20 protein-coding genes, 1 tRNA gene and 3 pseudogenes are annotated in these 20791 nt (G+C 68.0%); 11 read left to right on the forward strand and 13 right to left on the reverse strand.

Annotated features, from left to right (window positions below; genetic code table 11):
• The first annotated feature begins 109 nt into the window (after window positions 1-109).
• Together CA606_RS13805 and CA606_RS13810 are read left to right on the forward strand one after the other, a co-directional pair.
• A tRNA-Leu gene (locus tag CA606_RS13805) sits at window positions 110-194 on the forward strand.
• A gap of 168 nt (window positions 195-362) precedes the next feature.
• Window positions 363-761 (forward strand): helix-turn-helix domain-containing protein, encoded by a 399-nt coding sequence (locus CA606_RS13810; protein ID WP_096050605.1) that lies wholly within the window; start codon window positions 363-365, stop codon window positions 759-761.
• A gap of 16 nt (window positions 762-777) precedes the next feature.
• Here CA606_RS13810 and CA606_RS13815 read toward each other — a convergent pair whose 3' ends face one another.
• Window positions 778-1539 (reverse strand): competence/damage-inducible protein A, encoded by a 762-nt coding sequence (locus tag CA606_RS13815; protein ID WP_096050604.1) that lies wholly within the window; start codon window positions 1537-1539, stop codon window positions 778-780.
• Between the two features lie 154 nt (window positions 1540-1693).
• On the opposite strand from CA606_RS13815, the gene sfsA reads away from it, so the two are divergent.
• From sfsA to CA606_RS13850, 7 genes are all read left to right on the forward strand, one after another.
• Complete coding sequence (gene sfsA / locus CA606_RS13820; protein WP_096050603.1) at window positions 1694-2395, forward strand: DNA/RNA nuclease SfsA; 702 nt, start codon at window positions 1694-1696, stop codon at window positions 2393-2395.
• A gap of 130 nt (window positions 2396-2525) precedes the next feature.
• Window positions 2526-3167 carry a hypothetical protein gene (locus CA606_RS13825; RefSeq protein WP_096050602.1) on the forward strand — a complete coding sequence of 214 codons (642 nt, stop codon included), beginning with the start codon at window positions 2526-2528 and terminating at the stop codon, window positions 3165-3167.
• Between the two features lie 290 nt (window positions 3168-3457).
• A complete protein-coding gene (locus tag CA606_RS13830; protein ID WP_096050601.1) occupies window positions 3458-3847 on the forward strand; it encodes a hypothetical protein in 390 nt (129 codons plus the stop codon).
• 73 nt (window positions 3848-3920) lie between these two features.
• On the forward strand, window positions 3921-4715 hold the full coding sequence (locus tag CA606_RS13835; protein WP_096050600.1) for a hypothetical protein: 795 nt from the start codon (window positions 3921-3923) through the stop codon (window positions 4713-4715).
• Between the two features lie 134 nt (window positions 4716-4849).
• A complete protein-coding gene (gene map / locus CA606_RS13840) occupies window positions 4850-5680 on the forward strand; it encodes a type I methionyl aminopeptidase (RefSeq protein ID WP_096050599.1) in 831 nt (276 codons plus the stop codon).
• Between the two features lie 183 nt (window positions 5681-5863).
• On the forward strand, window positions 5864-6637 hold the full coding sequence (gene radC / locus CA606_RS13845) for a RadC family protein (RefSeq protein WP_096050598.1): 774 nt from the start codon (window positions 5864-5866) through the stop codon (window positions 6635-6637).
• Window positions 6638-6824: 187 nt separating this feature from the next.
• Window positions 6825-8078, forward strand: a complete 1254-nt coding sequence (locus CA606_RS13850; protein WP_096050597.1) for a dipeptidase — start codon at window positions 6825-6827, stop codon at window positions 8076-8078.
• A 226-nt stretch (window positions 8079-8304) separates the two neighbouring features.
• Here the strand turns inward: CA606_RS13850 and msrQ are convergent, their stop codons facing one another.
• The 8 genes and pseudogenes from msrQ to CA606_RS13890 form a co-directional block, all read right to left on the reverse strand.
• The gene (gene msrQ, locus CA606_RS13855; protein WP_096050596.1) at window positions 8305-8931 is read right to left on the reverse strand and encodes a protein-methionine-sulfoxide reductase heme-binding subunit MsrQ; all 627 of its coding nucleotides are present in this window, start codon (window positions 8929-8931) and stop codon (window positions 8305-8307) included.
• Between the two features lie 111 nt (window positions 8932-9042).
• Window positions 9043-9963, reverse strand: a complete 921-nt coding sequence (gene msrP, locus CA606_RS13860; RefSeq protein ID WP_096050595.1) for a protein-methionine-sulfoxide reductase catalytic subunit MsrP — start codon at window positions 9961-9963, stop codon at window positions 9043-9045.
• A gap of 70 nt (window positions 9964-10033) precedes the next feature.
• Entirely contained in the window at window positions 10034-10699 is a 666-nt protein-coding gene (locus CA606_RS13865) for a periplasmic heavy metal sensor (protein WP_096050594.1), read from the reverse strand.
• Window positions 10696-11151 carry a hypothetical protein gene (locus CA606_RS13870; RefSeq protein WP_096050593.1) on the reverse strand — a complete coding sequence of 152 codons (456 nt, stop codon included), beginning with the start codon at window positions 11149-11151 and terminating at the stop codon, window positions 10696-10698. Before CA606_RS13870 ends, CA606_RS13865 begins: the two co-directional genes overlap by 4 nt.
• Before the next feature lie 13 nt (window positions 11152-11164).
• Entirely contained in the window at window positions 11165-11725 is a 561-nt protein-coding gene (locus CA606_RS13875) for an RNA polymerase sigma factor (RefSeq protein ID WP_096050592.1), read from the reverse strand.
• Window positions 11726-11751: 26 nt separating this feature from the next.
• Window positions 11752-12159, reverse strand: a complete 408-nt coding sequence (locus CA606_RS13880) for an EF-hand domain-containing protein (protein ID WP_096050591.1) — start codon at window positions 12157-12159, stop codon at window positions 11752-11754.
• Window positions 12160-12328: 169 nt separating this feature from the next.
• Window positions 12329-12400, reverse strand: a pseudogene (locus CA606_RS20615) (endonuclease domain-containing protein); the annotation flags it as partial.
• Window positions 12396-15284: a bifunctional [glutamine synthetase] adenylyltransferase/[glutamine synthetase]-adenylyl-L-tyrosine phosphorylase gene (locus CA606_RS13890; RefSeq protein ID WP_096050590.1), complete on the reverse strand. Its 2889-nt coding sequence runs from the start codon at window positions 15282-15284 to the stop codon at window positions 12396-12398. The gene CA606_RS13890 and the pseudogene CA606_RS20615, both read right to left, overlap by 5 nt.
• Before the next feature lie 119 nt (window positions 15285-15403).
• On the opposite strand from CA606_RS13890, the gene CA606_RS13895 reads away from it, so the two are divergent.
• Window positions 15404-16291 (forward strand): M56 family metallopeptidase, encoded by an 888-nt coding sequence (locus CA606_RS13895; RefSeq protein ID WP_096050589.1) that lies wholly within the window; start codon window positions 15404-15406, stop codon window positions 16289-16291.
• Window positions 16292-16366: 75 nt separating this feature from the next.
• Here the strand turns inward: CA606_RS13895 and CA606_RS20150 are convergent.
• Window positions 16367-16516 (reverse strand): annotated as a pseudogene (locus CA606_RS20150) (hypothetical protein); the annotation flags it as partial.
• An 87-nt stretch (window positions 16517-16603) separates the two neighbouring features.
• Window positions 16604-18010 carry a two-component system sensor histidine kinase UczS gene (uczS, locus tag CA606_RS13900; RefSeq protein WP_096050588.1) on the reverse strand — a complete coding sequence of 469 codons (1407 nt, stop codon included), beginning with the start codon at window positions 18008-18010 and terminating at the stop codon, window positions 16604-16606.
• Window positions 18011-18088: 78 nt separating this feature from the next.
• Here uczS and CA606_RS20620 point away from each other — a divergent pair.
• Window positions 18089-18178, forward strand: a pseudogene (locus tag CA606_RS20620) (sulfoxide reductase heme-binding subunit YedZ); the annotation flags it as partial.
• Between the two features lie 8 nt (window positions 18179-18186).
• Here CA606_RS20620 and uczR read toward each other — a convergent pair.
• Both uczR and CA606_RS13910 read right to left on the reverse strand, forming a co-directional pair.
• Entirely contained in the window at window positions 18187-18858 is a 672-nt protein-coding gene (uczR, locus tag CA606_RS13905) for a two-component system response regulator UczR (RefSeq protein WP_096050587.1), read from the reverse strand.
• A 187-nt stretch (window positions 18859-19045) separates the two neighbouring features.
• Entirely contained in the window at window positions 19046-20632 is a 1587-nt protein-coding gene (locus tag CA606_RS13910; RefSeq protein ID WP_096050586.1) for a Do family serine endopeptidase, read from the reverse strand.
• Window positions 20633-20791: the final 159 nt, after the last annotated feature.

Here is a 20791-nt window from a genome sequence, read left to right on the forward strand (position 1 = left end):
CGAGCCCCCTGCTCCACGACCGCGCGTTCGGACGACGCCGCTACTGACGGCGCGGACGCAAAGCCGCCCTCGACCCGTCAGCAGCGATCGCCTATGGGATCACCAGCATGGGGACGTGGCGGAATCGGTAGACGCGCCGGACTTAAAATCCGTTGGAGCAATCCGTGTGGGTTCGAGTCCCACCGTCCCTACCAACCAACCTTCGGACGAGCCCAAAAAGTCGTTTCGCGCCTTTGGGGAATAAGCATCGCAGGGTAGAATATTCGTTTCGGCAAACCTCGACTCCGGTCAGGATCGCGACAGTCGAATCCAGGTGCTGCCAACCCTGTCGCTTTCCCCCGTAGCGTTTCGAGTCCAGTAGAATGGCTGAAGACAAGTCTCCCGATCCCGTCGACATCCATGTCGGTCGACGCCTTCGCATGCGCCGCAAAGACCTGGGCTATTCCCAGCAGGCGCTGGCTGACGCCCTCGGCCTGACGTTCCAGCAGGTTCAGAAGTACGAAGGCGGCTCCAACCGGATCAGCGCCAGCAAGCTGCACGCCGCGGCTGTGTTCCTGAAGACACCGGTGGCCTTCTTCTTCGAGGGCCTTGTCGATCCTGAGGGCATCGACAGCACCGCAGCGACCCTGGCCAACGAAATGGCCGGCTTCTGGTCGCTTCCGGGCGGTCCGGACCTGGCGCGCGCCTATGCGGCGATCGAGTCGGCGGGCATGCGCAAGCACCTGATGGACCTGGCCCGCGCGATCGCCGGCCAGGAATAACGCTCAGGCGCGGTCGTCAGACCGGATCGGCCAGCAACTCGACGTTCTTGGCGCCCGCTTCGGCCAGGGCCGAGATCAGCTCGCCCACGGCCGCGTCAAGCTCCGCCGCATCGCGGCCGCGCAGCACCAGGTTGGCGCCATAGACGTCGGGCGGCGAGAAGAACGGATAGCTGCCCAGCGACATCTCCGGATGGGCCTTGGCCACCGCTTCCAGCGGCGCGGCGATGACGCCCTCGCCCGTTCCGGTCACGCGCACCGTCTTGGCCAGCACCACAGCGCCGGTGCGCAGGCGCGGGCCCACGTCCTCCAGCATGCCGCGCATGATCGAGGGTACGCCCGCCAGGACGAAGACATTGTCCTTCTGGAAGCCGGGCGGGCCCTGCACGGGGTTCTTCACCAGGCTGCCGCCCTCGGGCACGTGCGCCATGCGGCGGCGCGCGGCGTTCAGCTGGTCGCCCCAGCGGGCCGTCAGCATGGCGATGATCTCGGGATGCTCGGGCGCGGTGACGCCAAAGGCCTTGGCGATCGAGTCGGCGGTGATGTCGTCGTGGGTCGGGCCAATGCCGCCGGTGGTGATGACGTAGTCGTACTTGGTGCGCAGGGCGTTCACCGCGTCGATGATCTCCTGCTCGACATCGGGCACCACACGCGCTTCGCACAGGTCCACGCCATAGGTCGCCAGATACTTGGCGATGGCCGAGAGATTGGTGTCCTGGGTGCGGCCCGAGAGGATCTCGTCGCCGATGATCATCACGGCGGCGGTTACACGATCGACCATTTGTTTCTCTCCCAGGGACCGCCCTCGCCCTTCGACAGGCTCAGGGTGAGGGCTAATTCAGCCGCTTCGGCCAGAAATCCTCATCCTGAGCTTGTCGAAGGACGAGGATTTCCGCAAAGCCAAGCGACTTCTCTCAGCCCGACTTAGGCCTCGCATGCTGCTGCCGCAACCGCTGATCCATGGTCGTCTGGTGAGCCGCTATAAGCGGTTCTTCGCCGACCTCGTACTGGACGACGGCCAGGAGATCACCGCCCACTGCCCCAATCCGGGGGCCATGCTGGGGGTGAAGGACGCGGGCCAAGGCGCCTGGGTGTCGTGGTCGGACGATCCCAAGCGCAAGCTGGCCTACACCCTGCAGCTGGTCGAGCAGGGAAACGCTCTGGTCGGGATCAACACCCTGCTGCCCAACAAGCTGGTCGCCGAGGCCCTGGCGGCGGACGCCATACCCGAGCTCTCCGGCTATGCGACCATCAAGCCCGAGGTGAAGTACCGCGAAGCCAGCCGCGTCGACTTCCTGCTGACCCACCCCGATCGCCCGCCCTGCTGGCTGGAGGTCAAGAACTGCCACCTCTCCCGCACCCCGGGCCTGGCGGAGTTTCCCGACTGCAAGGCCGCGCGTTCGACCCGGCACCTGGAGGACCTCTCCGCCCAGGTCCGCGAGGGCCACCGGGCCGTGGTGCTGTTCGTCGTCCAGCGCGAAGACTGCGAGACCTTCAGCGCCTGCGCGGAGCTGGACCCGGCGTTCGCCGCAGGGCTGGACGCGGCGGCCAAGGCCGGGGTGGAGGTGCTGGTCTATGCGTGTGAGATGGGGACGGATTCCATCAAGCTCGCCCGAAGGATCGAGTGGCATCCCTAGTTGGCCGGGGTCGTCAACGCCCCCCCCGAGGGCCTCCCCAAGAACGACAAGGAATTATCTCCGCTCCACAAATCAGCGTATCTTGCCCCAAAGATTGTTCAGTTCTCACCTCTCCCCAAGGATTCTGAACATGCCTAGCCTCGACGATCTCACCTTAGACAACATGCTTGATCCCCGCATCGCCACCGGCAGGCGCGGACGGCCGCGCGGCAGTGGCAAGCGCGACGGTCAAGCGCTCTGGAACGTGTGCAATGTGCTTGCGGCCAATCCTGACATGACGGTGGCCGACGCCATCCGAACTGTCGTTACAGACCCGAAGGACTACAACGCGGTTGACCGGATCAGCCGGAAGCTCGCTCGACTACCTTCCATGCGTCAGCGTGCCGTTGAATACTACGAAGCGAAAGTGATGCGGGTTCTGAAAGGTGGCGCGACCTCGCATTTCATGTACGTCGGTGTCAGGGACCGTCGAGAGTTCGACCAGCACTTCAGGGCGACGTTCTTCCTCGAATACGACGTTCTGGACGACAAGCGTGTCAAAGCCTATGCGGATCGTCTCTGGTCGCAGGTCAGGTCATCCAGCATCGCCATTCAGGCGATGGAAGTCGCGCGAAGGATCGAGGACGCCATTCCGGCGGCTATTCGCAATGCTCTGACGAAGCAGGAAGCGGCAACAGCCTCCTCAATCTACGAACGCGAGATGGCGCGGGTCATCGAACAGGCCACTCGATACGAAAAGCTGTATCGAGGAGCGTTCGGCTACAGCAGCTGAGTAAAGTTGTGACGAGACGTTGGGGCTACGTCTCGTCACCACGGTGACAGGATCGTCGCGCGCGCTTTGGGCTGTAGCCGGGGCCAACTATACGATTCACGCTTTGCGAGGATTTTGACCACCTCGTTGACGCACTTCTGAGTGTCGTGGACGACCTGGTCCCGGCGAACCTGAGCGCCGCGTAGTCCGTAGCGATGATCGCTCATTCCAACGCCCACCTAACAGCGATTTAAGCTGCATTTCGCGCCCGCTGAGCTACCCCTTCTGCAGGCTCGCGAAATGGGGATCGCATGAGGAAGACCGTTCTGGCGCTCGCTGTCGCGGGGCTGGCCCTGGCGTCGTGCGGCCCCTCCGATCCCGGCAAGCCCGAGGGCGGCCTGATGCTGGGCCTGCGAGCGATCTTCGCGTTCAAGACCTGCACGGACAAGCTCGAAGAGCGGTTCGGCCTGAAGGAGATCGCCGGCGTAACCTCCAACGACATGGACCCCCAGCCCACCGGCCGGCCGGGCGAATGGGACGTGAAGTTCACCGCCGACGTCACCGAGAAGGAAAGCGGCCGGGTCACGCGCTACAAGGGTGTGTGCCGCGTGCGTCGCGACCAGCCCACGACCCTGGACGCCAGCTTCGTCAAGGAACTCAAGGCGGGTACCGACGTCGTGCGACGGGTCCGCCCGGGCTGAGCCGCGCGGTCGACAAGGCCCGGCGGCGCGGGCAACATGCTCGCCGACCAACGAGGGTCGGGGGGAGTTCACGATGCGAGTTCTATGGGGCGCGGTTGTCGCCGGCGCGGCTTTGGCGGTCGCAAGCGCCAGTTGGGGCCAGACCCCCGCGCCCACGGCCGGTTTCGCCGTTCCCGTCGAGGCCCTGAAACTGGGCGGCGCCAAGGCTGGCTTCATGGAGTCGGGCGCCTCGGCCGGCGGACGCCAGATGCTGGTGAAGACCTACCAGCGCACCAGTCAGGGGTTCGTCAACAGCAAGAGCAAGATCACCAAAGCCTTCCGGTTCATGACGGCGGACGGCGCGGTGACCCTGGCCGGCAAGTGCGTGATCCGCGCCGAGGGCCGCAACCTGCTGGGCATCGACTACACCAAGACCGACGCCCGCGGCTACAACTGCGCCGCCGAGGACCAGGCGCCTGAGCAATACGCCATGGAGGTCGCCCTGCCGTCGTTCGGCGACGCGCGGATCGGCGGCGCGCTCGGCCTGACCATCAAGAAGGATCGTCCGACATCCGACGTTCAAGCCGTCCTGCGCGGCCGGCTGATCTATGCCGGCGTCGCCTATGAGGCCAAGCCGACCGGCTTCTACACCGACAGCTTTATGGCCCGTCGGGTCGTGCGCGGCTATGACATCCTTCGCGATGGCAAGCTGATCGGGCGTCTGTCCTACCCCCAGAAGGAGATGACCTCGACCAAGGACCAGGGGGACATCATTGTTCCGACCAGCCAGGCCGACGGCCGTGACGCGGTGCTCTTCATGGTCATGTCGCTCAACGCGATGCCGGACGTCTATGCCGAGCAGGTGCGCCGGGAGATCAGCTGGTACTGAGGCGACGGCTTCGGCGGGCGGAAAGGTCGCGGCGCGCACGCGACTGGCGTTGATCTTTCGTGCTATAAACACGACATAGCCATTTCAATTCAGCTGTTCGCCGCCCCTCGCGGCGACGCGCGCCCGAGCAAAGCATGACCCTGGACACCGCCCTCGAGATCGAAGCCGAGACCCGCACGGGTCAGATCAAGCTGCACAAGGCCGAGGATTTCGAGGGCATGCGCAAGGCCGGCAAGCTGGCCGCCGAATGCCTGGACATGCTGGTTCCGCACGTCCAGCCGGGCGTGTCGTCCGACGAGCTGGACCGGCTGGCCCGCGAGTTCATCCTGGACAACGGCGGCCTGCCCGCCTGCCTCTATTATCGCGGCTATCCCAAGACAGTCTGCATCTCGCGCAACCACGTGGTCTGCCACGGCATTCCCGGCGACTGGAGCCTGAAGGAAGGCGACATCGTCAATATCGACGTGACCGCCATCGTCGACGGCTGGCACGGCGACACCTCGCGCATGTACGGGGTGGGCGAAGTGGGCCCGCGCGCCCGCCGCCTGGTCGAGATCACCTATGAGGGCATGCGGCGCGGCCTCGAGGCCGTGAAGCCGGGCGCCACCCTGGGCGACATCGGCCACGCCATCCAGTCGTATGTCGAGGCCCAGCGCTGCAGCGTCGTGCGCGACTTCTGCGGCCACGGCCTGGGCCGCGTGTTCCACGACGCCCCGAACATCCTGCACTTTGGCCGCCCCGGCCAGGGCGCGGTGCTGAAACCCGGCATGTTCTTCACCGTCGAGCCGATGGTGAATCTCGGCAAGCCCGCCGTGAAGGTGCTCAACGACGGCTGGACCGCGGTGACCCGCGACAAGTCGCTGTCGGCCCAGTGCGAGCACTCGATCGGCGTGACCGAAGACGGCTTTGAGGTCTTCACCGCCTCGCCGGCCGGGCTGTTCCAGCCGGCGATCCTGGGCGGCTGATCCCCAAATCCTCCCCCTAGCGGGGGAGGTGTCCGCGCAGCGGACGGAGGGGGAAGTCTTGCTGACCTTGTCCCTCCCCCTCCGTCGTCTCTGCGAGCCGACACCTCCCCCATGGAGGGAGGATTTAGCGCTAGACAACCTGAACGATAAGCCGCCTACTCTTCCCGTAGAGTCGAGGGCGGCATGGTCAGCGTTTCTTCCCTGGCGATCTCCGACGGCGCGGCGGATGAACCGGCCGCCCCCGCCGCCAATCCGTTACCGCCCAAGCCCGCCCGCAAGTCGGTCCACGCCCATCATCTGGGCCACCGCGAACGCCTGCGCGAGCGGGCGGCCAAGGGCGGGTTCGTCGCCCTGCCCGACTATGAGCTGATCGAGCTTTTTCTGTTCCGCACCTTCCCGCGCGGCGACGTCAAGCCTCTGGCCAAGGCGCTTTTGACCCGGTTCGGCTCACTGGACGGGGTGCTGGGCGCGACGGTCGAAGAGCTGCGCACCGTGCAAGGCGTCGGCGAAGCGGCCGCCATGGACTTGAAGCTGCTGCACGAGGTCGCCTTGCGCGCCGGCCGCGACAAGATCGCCAAACGGCCGGTGATCAGCTCGTGGAGCGCCCTGCTGGGCTATGTCCGCGTGGCGCTGGCCAACGAGTCGCGCGAGCAGTTCCGCGTGCTGTTCCTCGACAAGAAAAACCAGCTGATCGCCGACGAGGTGCTGAACCGCGGCACGGTCGACCACGCTCCGGTCTATCCGCGCGAGGTGATGCGCCGGGCGCTGGAGCTGTCGTCCAGCAACATCATCATCCTGCACAACCACCCGTCCGGCGACCCGACCCCCTCGCGCCCCGACATCGACATGACCAAGCAGATCGTCGAGGCCGGCAAAGCCCTGAAGATCGCCGTCCATGATCATTTGGTGGTCGGTCGCGACGGCGTGGCCAGCTTCAAGGCGCTGGGGTTGATGTAACCTTGCCCTGTCATCCCGGCCGGAGCGCAGCGGAGAGCAGGGACCACGGCAAACGCTCAGATTTTCGGCGGTCCCGGGTCTTCGCCCGGGATGACACTGCTTTTGGCCCAATGCTTCCAGCGTCCGGCTTGACGCCTGAGCTCTAAACCTTGAGCGTCGCGGCTCTCAGCTTGTCCGGAGTCCGCCCATGCGTCGTCTGCTCACCGCCCTTCTCGCCTCGACCGCCCTGCTCGGCGGCGTCGCCGACGCCCAAGCCCAGACCAAGGCCAAGAAGCCCGAAGCCCCGCCGGCGGTGTCCAAGGCCGACAAGGCGCTGCACAACGGCTTCCTGACGCTGGACACTCACCTCGACACCCCGACCCACTTCGCGCGGCCCGGCTGGGACATCAACGATCGCCACGAGGTCGAGCACGACTTCAGCCAGGTGGACCTGCCGCGCATGAACGAAGGGGGCCTGGATGGCGGCTTCTTCGTGATCTACACCGGCCAGGGCGACCTGACCGCCGCCGGCTATGAGTACGCCCGCAACTACGCCCTGCGTCGCGCCATCGAGATCCGCGAGATGCTGGCCGGGAGCAAGACCGGCTTCGAGCTGGCCCTGACCTCGGACGACGCCCGCCGGATCAACAAGGCCGGCAAGAAGTTCGCCTTTGTCAGCATGGAAAACAGCTGGCCGCTGGGCGAGGACCTGACCCTGCTCACCACCTTCCACCGCGAAGGCCTGCGGATGGCGGGACCCGTCCACTTCCGCAACAACCAGCTGGCCGACAGCTCGACCGACCCCAAGGGCAAGATCTGGAACGGCTATTCGCCACTGGGCCTGCGCTGGCTGGCCGAGGCCAATCGCCTGGGCATTGTCATCGACGTCAGCCACGCCAGCGACGACGTCGTCGACCAGTCGGTGGCCCTGTCGAAGGTTCCGATCATCGCCTCGCACTCGGGTCCGAAGGCGATCTACAACCACCCGCGCAACCTCGATGACGCGCGCCTCAAGAAGATCGCCGACGCCGGCGGCGCGATCTGCATCAACTCGATCTATCTGACCGACACCACGCCCAGCTCCGAGCGCAAGGCCGCCCTCGAGGCCCTGGGCCGTGCGCCGGACATGAAGACCGCGACGCCCGAAGCGGTGAAGGCCTATGCCGAAAAGCGGGCCGCGATCGACAAGGCCCATCCGGTCCCGCGCGGCGACTTCGACCTCTACATGAAGAGCATGCTGCACGTGCTCAAGGTGGCCGGGCCCAAGGGCGTCTGCGTCGGCGCCGACTGGGACGGCGGCGGCGGCATGGACGGCTTCGAGGACATCACCGACCTGCCCAAGATCACCGCCCGTCTGAAGGCCGAGGGCTATTCGGACGCCGACATCGAAGGCATCTGGAGCGGCAATGTCCTGCGCATCGTCGATGCGGCGCAGGCCTATGCGAAGAGCGTGGCGAAGTAGGCGCTCCAATCCTCCCCCTAGAGCCCTTTAGCTTTAGATGGAATCATCTAAAGCGTTTGAAAGGGCTCTAAGTGTTTGATTTTAGAGCCCGTTTATCTGGTTTAGATGGTTCCATCTAAACCAGACAGGCTCTAGCGGGGGAGGTGGTCCGAAGGACCGGAGGGGGAAGTCCTGTTGAGCTTGCCCCTTCCCCCTCCGTCGTCTCTTCGAGCCGACACCTCCCCCGCTAGGGGGAGGATTTGGAGGCCGTCCGCCGCCCCTCCCAAACCCGCCAAAGCATCAAGGCCACGAACACCCCGCCATAGATCAGCGGCGGCCGGTGGTCGGCCTTGACCAGCAGGTAGTAGTGGGCCACGCCCAGCGGCACGATCAGATAGACCAGCCTGTGCAGCCGGCTCCAGGCCGCGCGGCCCATGCGAATGACCCAGCCGTTGGTCGAGGTCACCGCCAGCGGGATCAGCAGCACAAAGCCCAGCATCCCCAGCGTGATGAACGGCCGCTTGAGGATGTCCTTCCACAGCTGGTTCCAGTCGAAATAGAGATCGACCCCGATATAGCTGAACAGGTGCAACAGCACGTAGGCGAAGGCGAACAGGCCGACGGTCCGGCGAAACCGCACCAGCCGGGGCTGCTTGAAGATCCGCGCGGCGGGCGTGATCGCCAGACCCACCAGCAACAGCCGCAGGCCCCATTCGCCGAGGTCGCGGATCAGGGTCTCGATCGGATTGGCGCCCAGCTCGCCCGCATAGCCCCGCCACGCCAGCCAGGCCAGCGGCGCGAAACAGGCCAGCCAGACCAGGCCGTAGACGATGGCGTCCTGGAGCTTTGAGGGGCGTTTCTTTCTCATTGTCATCCCGGACGCCCTGCAGGGGCGATCCGGGACCTCCGGAAGCTGTTGCGCATGCGGCGGTCCCGGCTCTCCGCGCTTCGCGCTGCGGCCGGGATGACAGGCAAGATCGCCACCCTAGTAAAACCGCTTCAGATCCATGCCCCGGTACATGTCCGCCACCCACTCGCCATAGCCGTTGAAGGCCAGGGTGTCGCGGCGGCGGAACTCGCCGATGCGGCGTTCGGTGGCTTGCGACCAGCGGGGGTGGTCTACGGCCGGATTGACGTTGGAATAGAAGCCGTATTCGCGCGGGGCCAGGACGTTCCAGGACGTCACGGGCTGCTTCTCCACCAGGCTGATGCGGACGATCGACTTGATGCCCTTGAAGCCGTACTTCCACGGCACGACCAGACGCAGCGGCGCGCCGTTCTGGTTGGGCAGCACGTCGCCATAAAGGCCCACGGCCATCAGGGTCAGCGGGTGCATGGCCTCGTCGATCCGCAGGCCTTCGCGATAGGGCCAGTCCAGCGTGTTCCAGGCCTGGCCGGGCATTTCGGAGGGCCGCATCACGGTCTCGAACGCCACGAACTTGGCCTTGGAGGTCGGCTTGACGCTGGCCAGCAGATCCTTCAGCGGGAAGCCGACCCAGGGAATGACCATCGACCAGCCCTCGACGCAGCGCATGCGGTAGATGCGCTCTTCGAGCTTGTTCTTGCCGATCAGGTCCTCGATGCCGACCGTGCGCGGAGCCTCGCAGGCGCCGTCGATGCGCACCGTCCATGGACGCGGCTTGAACTTCCCCGAGTTCTCAGCCGGATCGCTCTTGTCGACGCCGAACTCATAGAAGTTGTTGTAGGTGGTGATGTCCTCTTTCGAGGTCGGCTTTTCGGTGGTCGAGAAGCCCCGGCTAAAGGTCAGGTCGGCCCTCGCCTCGCTCGCCGTGGCGCCGGCGACGCCCAGGCCCGCCATCCCCGCCATCAAGGTTCGGCGCTTCAGATAAAGGCCGTGGTCGGTGACGTCGTTATCGGTCAGGTCGGCGGCATGGCGGATCAGCATGGGAACGCTCCGGCGAGGCTTGTGACCATGATACGCGGCGCCGAGCGGTTTGGTTACGGGGGCCGCGCGATTATTGTCGCCGGAAACGGCCCCCGCCCTCTTCCTGCGCTGGGGCGGCGTAGACCTGCCGCAGGCCCTCGGCCAGGGCCGCGCGTTCCGTCGGCGACAGCGTCGCGGCGAACGCGGCCAGGGCCGACTCGACATTGGCCCGCGCCTCCTGGTCCAGCGCCCGGGCGTTGGCCAGGCGGCGCGCCACCTCGGCCGGATCCGCGCCCGGCGTGGACAGCGCCTGCAAGGCCGAACGCCGCTCGGCGCGCGCCTGACGCGTGATCGGCTGGTTCTTCTGATTCACCGCCCTGAGGGTCTGGCGCAGCGCGGCGCGGCTTTGCGGCGAAAGCTGCTCACCCGCCGTCCACAGCGGCGGACGGGCCAGGCGCTCGCCCGGCGGCGGCGCGGCGCTCGCGGGCTGGGGCGCTGGCTTGGCGCGCGGTTGGCTGGCCGAGGGATCGGTGGCGCTCTTGGCGGGCGGGGGCGCGGCCGCAGCGATCGGCGCGGGCGGGTTCGCGGCCACGGGCGCGGGAGCGAGCGGCGTGCGATCCGACTCGCTCGGCTCGGGCGCCACGACCCGCGGATTGGTCAGGCGCACGAACGCGACACCGGCGACGCCGCCGATCAAAAACACATTCAGGGTCGCCGAAGCGATCAGCCCGATCAGCAACGGGCGCGACAGGCTCATAGGGCGTTCGGCTCCTCGAGGGCGTCTTGCAGGTCGTTGCTGACATCGACGGCGGTGACCGTCTCGACGCGAGCGGTCGGATCGGTCGGCGCGTTGATCGGCGCGACATGGCCGCCGACCGCAACCCCGGCCAGCACGCCGGCGAAGGCCGCCGCTGACAGGCCCAGGGCCGCCGAAACACCGGCGATCCAGCGGCGCACAGCCTTGGCCGGCTGCGGCGCGTCGGTGATCAGTCGTCCCAGCAGAGCGGCGGTGGGGGCCTGGGCGGGGGCCAGGTCCAGCAGGCGGTCCAGATAGGCGGCGTCGGCCAGCACCGAAGCCAGCGCCTCCGGCTGGCCGGCCAGCAAGGCGCGCGCGGCCTCGCGCTCGACCTCGGGCCAGCGGGCGATCTCGCCGCCATAGGCCTGCGCCAACGCCGCGAAGCGCGCGGGGATCATCTCCGGCGACATCATCCAGCGGCCTCCTTCATTCCGTCCCCGCCCGCAGATCGGCCAGCGACGCCTTCAGCGCGCGCCGTCCACGCGACAGCAAGCTTTCCAGCGCCTCGACGCTGATCGCCATCAACCCCGCCGCCTCGATATTGCCAAGTCCCTGGTGGTGGCAAAGTACGATCGCCTCGCGTTGGCGCTCGGGCAAGGCCGCCAAGGCCGCCTCGACCCGCCGAGACAGATCCGCGCGCATCAGGCCCGCATCGGGAGCAGGTCCGGTGTCGACCTGCTCGGGCGGGCTGTCGGTGACCACCTCCCGCCGCCGACGCAGCCGGTCGTAGCAGAGGTTCAGCGCCACCCGGTGCAGCCAGGTGTCGAAGCGGGCCCCGCCCGGCTTCCAGCCCCGCGCCTGTTTCCAGGCCCGCAGGAAGGTCTCCTGAGCCACGTCCTCTGCCTCGCCGGAGTCGTTGAGCATCCGGCGCGCCAGGGCGAGAATGCGCGGCAAGCGACGGTCCAGCAGGGTTCGTACGGCGGACGGGTCGCCCCGTCCCACCCCCGCCAGCAAGGCTTCGTCGGGATCGTTCCCGTCGGAGACCAAACCTCAGCTCGCCGCGCACGTCGTCATCAGACCCCGACCTTGGGCCCGCCGCCCTTGGCGCTCAACTCCTCAAGCGTCAGAACGCCATCATTGTTGGCGTCCATCCGCTTGAAGCGCATGGCCATCACCGCATTGGCCTCGGTCCGCGACAGCGCCCCGTCCTTGTCGGTGTCGAACCGCGCGAACATCCGCTGGCCGCGCTGGCCGGCCTTGGGGCCCTTGGCGTCAGGCCCGGGACCGCGCATGGCGACCTTGGAAAACTCGTCGGCGGAGATCCTGCTGTCCTTGTTGGCGTCCAGCCGCGCGAACATCGTGTCGCCGTTCTTGGCCTGGAACTGCTGGAGGGTCATGCCGGTCGGCGCGGCGGTCTGTGCGAAAGCCGGCGCGGCCAAGGCCAGCACCGCGCCAGTCGCGATCAGAGTGCGTTTCATCATCAGGCTCAAAGTCTCCAAAAGCTGGACAGCCCGTCCCATGAGCGTGAAACGCGGGGCGACGGGGATTCCGTCGCGGGGATGATGAGATAGTCAGAGCGCCCCCTCCGTCACGCGGCTGCGCCGCGCGCCACCTCCCCCGTTTCACGAGGGAGGAGGATGACACTCAGCCCTCCTGCCCCGCTTGCGGGGGAGGTGGCGCGGCGCCGATAGGCGACGTGACGGAGGGGGCGCTCGCCCTACCCCTTCACCACCGCCTCATAGGCCGCCCGGGCCTCGGCCTTGGCCTTGGCGAGCTTGGGTCGCAGCGACTTGAACTGGGCCACGCCGCCGGCCTTGGCCAGCAGGGTCTTGAAGGCCTTGGGCTCGGCCTCGACATCGGCGCCGTCCTCCAGCGCCACCTTGATCAGTTGCGAGAGGTCCTGCTCCAACCGCCAGGCCGCCTCCAGTCGGCTCAGCGCGCCCGCGTCGGCCAGGCCCGCCTCGCGCAGCGCCGCCAGCGCCTCGCCGGTGTTCTGCCGCAGCGGCCCGTCCGCCGCCGCGTGGGCCAGTTGCAGGAACTGGGCGGCGAATTCGATGTCCACCAGGCCGCCGGGGTCGAGCTTGAGGTCCCAGTCGCCCTTGCCGGGACGCTCGCGCTCCATCAGCTGGCGCATCTCGATGACGTCGGCGGCCGTCTTCTTCCAGGCGCGTGGACGCCGCAGCGCCGCGGCGATCGCCCCCTCGGCCCGCGCCTTGAAGTCCGGCGAGCTGGCCCAGACGATCCGCGCGCGGGTCAGGGCCAGGAGCTCCCAGGTCTCGGCCTCCTGCGCGTAATAGTCCTCGAAGGCCGCGAAGCTGACCGCCACCGGTCCCTTGGCGCCCGAGGGCCGCAGCTTCATGTCCACCTCGTACAGCGCGCCCTCGCTGGTCGGCGCCGACAGGGCCGAGATCAGCCGCTGGGTGAAGCGGGCGTAGAAAACGTCGGCGCTCCACTCCTTGATCGCGGACATGCTTCGCGGATCGTCGGCGGCGTAGAGGGTCATCAGATCAAGGTCCGACTTGGCGGTCATCTCGCGCGAGCCGGCCTTGCCCAGCGCCACCACGGCCACCGCGCCGGGGAAGACGCCGCCGACGCGCTCGACCTCGGCCAGGGCGGCCGGCGCCAGGCCGCCGATGATCAGGTCCGCCAGCTCGGCGAAGGCGCGGCCGATGTCGCGCGCGTCGGCGCTGCCGCTCATCACCCGCACGCCGATCCGGAAGCTCTGGTCGCGGAACAGGCGCCGGGCGCCGTCCATCGCGCCCTCGAAGTCCTCCGGGTCCCACGGCGCGACCGCCGGGGTCTCGATCGGGCCGAAGAAGGTCGGGTCCAGCAAGGCGTCCAGCGCGGTCGGCCGCTTGGCCAGGGTGGCGGCCAGGCGCGGAGCGAAGGCCATGACCTCGACGATCAGCTCGAACAGGCGCGGCTGGGCCAGGAACAGCGACTGGATCTGCACGCCCGACGACAACCGCGAGAAGAAGTCGGAAAAGCGGTTGAACGCCTGGTCCGGCGCGCCGGTGGCGTTGGCGGCGTCCAGCAGGCGCGGCGCCAGGCGGGTGAAGAGCTCGCGGCCCCGCTCGGTGCGGGTGGCGGCGATGTGGCCATGGTGCCAGCCCCGGATGGTGGCCGCGACCCGCTCGGGGCTGGAAAAGCCCATCCGCTTCAGCGTGGCCAGGGTCTCGGGATCATCGTCGACGCCGGTGAAGACCAGGCTGCCAAACCGCGAGGACAGCTCCTCCTCGCCGGCGAACAGGCGGCCATAGCGCAGGTTCACGCCCTTCAGCATCTTGCCGACGGCGGCGTCGAAGACCCGCAGATGGCCCTCGCCCCACAGGGCCGCGACCTTCTTGCGCTCGACGTCGGACTCCGGGAGCTTGTGGGTCTGGTCGTCGGCGATCATCTGGGCGCGGTGCTCCAGCGCCCGCAGGTCCTTGTAGGCCTGCGTCAGCCAGGCGGCGTCCTCGGGCGTAACATGGCCGGCGGCCGACAGGGCCTGGAGCGCATCGAGCGTGCGGGGGCTACGCAGGTCCGGCTGGCGGCCGCCCAGGATCAGCTGCTGGGTCTGGACGAAGAACTCGATCTCGCGGATGCCGCCGCGCCCCAGCTTCAAATCCGCGCCCTTGGCGGTCAGGCGGTCGTCGACCTTGTAGGTGTGGATCTGGCGCTTGATCGAGTGGATGTCGGCGATGGCCGCGAAGTCCAGGTTCCGCCGCCAGATGAACGGCTGCAGCCCCTCCAGGAACGCCCGCCCTTCGGCGAGGTCGCCGGCCGCGATCCGGGCCTTGATGTGGGCCGCCCGCTCCCAGTTCTGGCCGACGCTCTCATAGTAGTCCATGGCCGCATCGACCGGCATGGCCGGCGGGGTCGAGGACGGATCCGGGCGCAGGCGCAGGTCGATGCGGAAGACATAGCCGTCGCCGGTGCGCTCCTGCAGGATGCGGCCTAGATGGTTGGCGATCCGCACCGCCACCGCCTGCGGCTCGTGTCCGTCGGCCACGGGCAGCTTCTCGGGCGCGTAGAAGATCGAAAAATCGATGTCGCTGGAATAGTTCAGCTCGAACGCGCCGTGCTTGCCCATGGCCACGCAGAAGAGGCCGGGCGCTGGTCCCGCCGCGCCGTCTCCGACGTGGGTCAGGGCGCCGCGCGCCACCTCCTGCCGGACCGCCTGGGCCAGGGCCGCGTGCAGCACCGCGTCGGCGAACCGGGTCAGGGCGCCGGTCACCTGATCCAGGTCCCAGACGCCGCCGAGGTCGCTGATCGCGGTCAGCAGGTGCAGGTCGGCCTTCAGCTCGCGCAGGACCCGGCGCGCGGTCTCGAAATCCGGCTCGGCGGCGACGGCTTCGGCCTGGCTGAGGATCGCCGCCAGGGTCTGGTCAGGATCGCCGGCCAGGATCATCGGCAGGCGCTTGCCGTCGCGGCGCGCCAGGCCCGCCAGATAGGACGAGGCGGCGAAGATCGGCGCCAGGCTGTCCCAGACCGCGTCGACCGCGACCATCGCCTCGCCGGCGCGCTTGGCGATGGCCTCATAGGCCCGCTCGGCGGCCTTGGCGTCGATGACGGGGCCGCAGGGGGCGAGACGGGCGGCGAGCGGACCAGCGGGGCGAGTCATGCGCCGCACGGTGGCCTGCGTTGCGTTCTCCGACAAGCCGAGGGCGAGACGCGCGCTTGACCTTCCGTATTACAGTTGTAACCATAGAGTCCGAGAAACGGTCAGGACCGCATCCGACGATGATCGAGCTGTTCGCCCTCGCCCTGATCCGGGCCCAGATCGCCGCCGCCGCCGCCGTGCTGCTGGTGCTGATCCTGCGGCCGTCGGCGCGCCGGCTGTTTGGACCCCGCCGGGCCTATGCGCTGTGGGGCGTGGTTCCGGCCGCCGCCGCCGCCGCCTTCCTGCCCAGCCTGGCCGAGACCATGGATATCGGCGCGCCCACCCAGCCGCTGGGGGCCTGGGCGCCGAAGCTGGTCGTCCTGTGGCTGGTGGGCTGCGCGATCGCCACCGCGATCCTGATCCTGCGCGAGCATCTGTTCCGCCGCCGCGTCGACCAGGGCCAGGCGGGTCCGGCGGTGATGGGCGCCCTGTGGCCGCGCATCGTGCTGCCCGCCGACTTCGCCCAACGCTTCGACGCCCATGAGCGCGAGCTGATCGTCCTGCACGAGCGCACCCATATCCAGCGGGGCGATCCGATCGCCAATCTGGTCATCGCCGGGGCCGGCGTCCTGGGCTGGTGCAATCCGATGATGGCTGTGGCCCAGCGCTTCATCCGCATCGACCAGGAGCTGGCCTGCGACGCCACCGTGGTGGCCCTGCGCTCGGACATCCGCGCCGACTACGCCCGCGCCCTGATGAAGGCCCAGATGGGCGCCAGCGTCTCGCCGCTGGCCTGCGGCTGGGCCACCCATCCGCTGATCCTGCGCGTCTCGCTGCTGAACCGCCGCGAACCCAGCCTGCACCGCGACATCGCCGGCTTTCTGACCATGACCTTCCTGGCGATCATGGCCATGGTCGTGGTCTGGAGCGTCGCCCCGCGCGGCCCCGACTACAGCGACCTGCGCCCTGGCCTGGCGCCGGAGATGGACCCCTATACGGGCGTGATCACCTGGGTGCAGGGGACATAGGGCGGGGCGGCGGTGCGTTCAGGGAGAGCGCAAGTCCCTCATAGCCCGTCATGTCGTTCTAGAATGGGTGGATTGCGGACCAATCCTCCCCCTAGCGGGGGAGGTGTCGGCGAAGCCGACGGAGGGGGAAGAGGCAAGCTCAGCGGCGCTTCCCCCTCCGGCCTTCGGCCTCCTCCCCCTCTGGGGGGAGGATTTTCGAGCTGTCCGACTAGGGTCGGAACCGCGCGCTAGGTTCCGTCCACAAGCGGACGTTCAGATCTCGATCACCAGCTCCTGCAAGGCTTGGCTGACATCCCCTGTACGGGAAGCCCCCTACTCCACCCGCGGCAGCACCAGCGCCACGCGCAGGCCAGGGCCCATGCCGTTGTACTCGCCCGGCCCCTCGGCCAGCTCCAGCCGGCCGCCGTGCGAGGTCGCCACGGCGCTGACCAAGGAGAGGCCAAGGCCCGCGCCCGGTTCGCTGCGGCTGTTTTCCAGGCGCACGAAGCGCTGGACCACGCGGGGGCGGTCGGCCTCGGGCACGCCGGGGCCGGTGTCGGTCACCGAGAACTCCAGCTCGCCCGACGAGGTGCGCCGCGCCCGCAGCATGATCGCGCCGCCCTCGGGCGTGTACTTGATGGCGTTGTCGAGGATGTTGGCCAGCGCCTGGGCCAGGAACTCGCGATTGCCCTTGATGATCAGGGCCGGGACGATCTCGGCCTTGAAGTCCAGGCCCTTGTCCTCGCACGACAGCTCATAGAGCTCGGCCATGTCGCCGGCCAGTTCCGAGGCGTCGAACTGGCGCTGGTCCGGGGCCGAGCCGGCCGCCTGCAGCCGGGCGATGGCCAGCACGGCGTTGAAGGTCTTGAGCACCCCGTCGGCGTCCTGCAACGCCGTCTCCAGGGCCGCGACCGGATCGCCCTTGCCGTTCTCGGCGTCGATCAGGGCCACCTCCATGCGGGCCCGCAGGCGGGTGAGCGGCGAGCGCAGGTCATGGGCGATGGCGTCGCCGGCATGGCGCAGGCCGCCCATCAGGCGCTCGATCCGGTCGAGCATGTCGTTCAGGCCCTCGGCCAGCTCGTCATACTCATCGCGCGTGCCCCGCACCCGGGCGCGAGCGTGCAGATCACCGCCGCGCACGGCGTTGACCACGTCCACCAGGCCCTGCATCGAGCGGCTGACATTGCGGCTGATCAGCACCCCGCCGGCCATGCCCAGCAGGATGACCAGCGCCCCGGCGCCCCACAGCGCCCGGACGATCTTGCGGACATAGGCCTCCGAGGCGTCGACATCGGCGCCGACGAACAGGATCTCGCCATTGTCCAGGCGCTGCTGCACGCCGCGCGCGGCGGCCCGGACCTCGGCGCCGTCGAGATCGGTCTCGGTGACCTTGAAGCTGGCCCATTCGGGGCCGTCGCCCGTGAAGCCGGAGACCGGCGACTCCTCAATCGAGCCGGAGATACGCTTGCCGTCCTTGTCGGCCAGGAAATACAGGAACGGCCGCTCGCTGGTGGCGCGCTCGACGATGGTCTGGTTCAGCGCGTCGACGCCGCCCTGGCGGTAAGCCGCCTCCAGGCTCTCGAACTCGCGGCTGATCTCGGCCTGGGCGCGGCGGTTCACCTCGCCCGCCGTGGCCACATAGATATAGCCCAGGAAGGCGCTGGCGGCCGCCGCGAACAGGGCCAGAAACAGCAGGGTCAGCCGGAACGGCGTGGTGCGGAGAAGGCGCGGCAGACGCATGGTGTGGTAGGCGCGAAGGCCCCCTCGAATCCGACCTCATTGGAGTTCGGAGCATTGAATTCCCGACCTTCCCGGCGAATGCCGGGACCCAGATTCAGCCTGAGCGACGATCCAGTCCGGCGCCGCTTGGCCCTTCGATCTGGGCCCCGGCATTCGCCGGGGAGGTCGGATGAAGGTTACGGATCCAGCCGGTAGCCGGCGCCGCGCACCGTCTGCAGCATGGCCCGGTCGAAGCCCTTGTCGATCTTGCTGCGCAGGCGCGAGATGTGGACGTCGATGACGTTGGTCTGCGGGTCGAAATGGTACTCCCAGACCTTCTCCAGCAGCATGGTGCGGGTCACCGACTGGCCGGCGTGGCGCATCATGAACTCCAGCAGCTGGAATTCGCGAGGCTGCAGGTCGATCTCCTTGCCCTGGCGATGGACCGTGCGGTTGATCAGGTTCATTTCCAGTTCGCCCACCTTGAGGGTGGTGGCCACGGCGCCCGTCTCGCGGCGGCGCGACAGGGCCTCGACCCGGGCCATCAGCTCGGGGAAGGCGTAGGGCTTGACCAGATAGTCGTCGGCGCCGGCCTTCAGGCCGACCACGCGGTCATTGACCTCGCCCAGGGCCGACAGGAACAGCACCGGCGTCTGGTCGCCCTCGCGACGCAGGGTCTCGACCACCGTGACGCCGTCCATCTTGGGCATCATCCGGTCGACGACCAGGACGTCGTAGCCGCCCTTCTGGGCCTCGGCCAGGCCCGCCTCGCCGTCCGGCGCATGGGCGACGTCATAGCCGGCTTCCTTGAGCCCGTGCGCCATGGCGCCGGCAGCTTCCAGGTCGTCCTCGATAATCAGAATACGCATCGTAAAGCCCCTCAGGCGCCAGACACGGTGGTCGAACGTTGGACGTTCCCCCGATTCCGCGCATCACGCGATAGTTGTCCGGTTGATAGCGCTTTCGACGACCGCCGTAACTTAAACCTTCGACAGGTACGAAAAAGCCCCGCCCAGGAGGTCCTGGACGGGGCGATTTGGTTCGAAGACGGAGCGCTTAAGGCGCGATCTTCAGCGGCACGAAGACCGAGCGGTTCTGGCGGATCACCTTGACCAGCACGCTGGTGCGGCCGGCCTTCTTGGCCGCCTCCACCGCCGCGCTCACGTCGCCGGCGCTGACGACCGGCGCGCCGTTGATGTTGGCCAGGACGTCGCCCTTGGCCAGACCCTTCTCGCCGGCGTCGCTGTCGCCCTTCACGCCGATGATCAGCAGGCCCTTGATCTCGGGCTCGATCTTGTAGGTCTGGCGCGCGGCCGCATCGATCGGCGCCAGGGTCAGGCCCAGCGCGTCGACCTTCTGGCTGGCGGGCTTGTCCGGCGTCGGCGTCGCGCCGTCCTGGCCCTGATCATCGCCGGTGGCGGCCAGGCTGCTCTCGGAGGGACGCGTGCCCGACGTCACGTTGACCACGCGCGGCTTGCCGTCGCGAATGATCGACATCTTGATCGTCTCGCCCGGACGCGCCTTGGAGACCTCACGAGTCAGCTCGGAGCGGTCGGCGATCTTGACGCCGTTGACGGCCACCAGGATGTCGTCCGGCAGCAGGCCCGCCTTGGCGGCGGGTTGGCCCGGCACGACATCGGCGACGATCGCGCCCTTGACATCAGTCAGGCCCAGGGCCTCGGCCATCTCGGCGCTGAAGTCGAGGATGCTGACGCCGATATAGCCGCGCACGACCTTGCCGTTGGCGATCAGTTGCTTGGCCACGCCCTCGGCGACCTCGGCGGGGATGGCGAAGCCGATGCCGACCGAGCCGCCCGTCGGCGAGTAGATGGCGCTGTTGACGCCGATCACGCGGCCATAGATGTCGAAGCTGGGACCGCCCGAGTTGCCGCGATTGATCGGCGCGTCGATCTGGATGTAGGGCACGAACGACGAGGTGTTGTCGTTCAGATTGCGGTCATAGGCCGAAATGATGCCGGCCGTGGCCGTGCCGCCCAGGCCGAACGGGTTGCCGATGGTGATCACCCAGTCGCCGACGCGCGGCTTGGCCTGGTTTTCGAAGTTCACAAAGGTGAAGTCCTTACCCTTGGCCTTGGGGTCGACCACCTTGATCACGGCCAGGTCGGTGCCTTCGTCGCGGCCGACCAGGGTGGCCTTCAGCTCGCGACCGTCCTTCAGCACCACCTGGATGTCGTCGGCTTCGGCCACGACGTGGTTGTTGGTCACGATGTAGCCGTCAGCCGAAATGAAGAAGCCCGAGCCCGCCGATTGTTGCTTGGGCGTGGCCGGCGTGTCGCCGTCCTCGTCTTGCTGCTCCTGGCCCGGCTGCCCCGGACGACGCTGGCCGCGCGGCACGATGTCGAAGCCTTCCAGGCCCGGGATGCGCAGCGAGGGCGCCTTGGCCTTGGATGTCACGTTGATCTGGACGACGGCCGGCGAGACCTTTTCGAAGATGTCGGCGAACGACATCGGCGCGCCCGGCGGCGGCGCGAAGGTTGGCGCGGTGGCTGTGGACGCGCGGACCACCGGAGCCTGGGCGGCGTCGGCCGTCCCCATGCGCATGCCCATCCCGGCCAGGGCCGCGCACGCCACGCCCGCGCCAGCGACGGCGCCCACGATGAAACCCGACTTCCTTGCGGTCATTCTCGTCTTTCCTCACCCGCGCCCCAAGGACGCGGTCCCTTAACGTCATCCGCGCGCCCGGCGCACGGCCCCGATCTCATTGAGAACCTAGTCGCGGCATTTAAAGGTGCAATGGTTCACGTACGATCTTTCCGCTCTGCGGACGGTGCTTCTTGCAGC

Source organism: Caulobacter vibrioides (assembly GCF_002310375.3).
GTDB lineage: Bacteria > Pseudomonadota > Alphaproteobacteria > Caulobacterales > Caulobacteraceae > Caulobacter > Caulobacter vibrioides_D.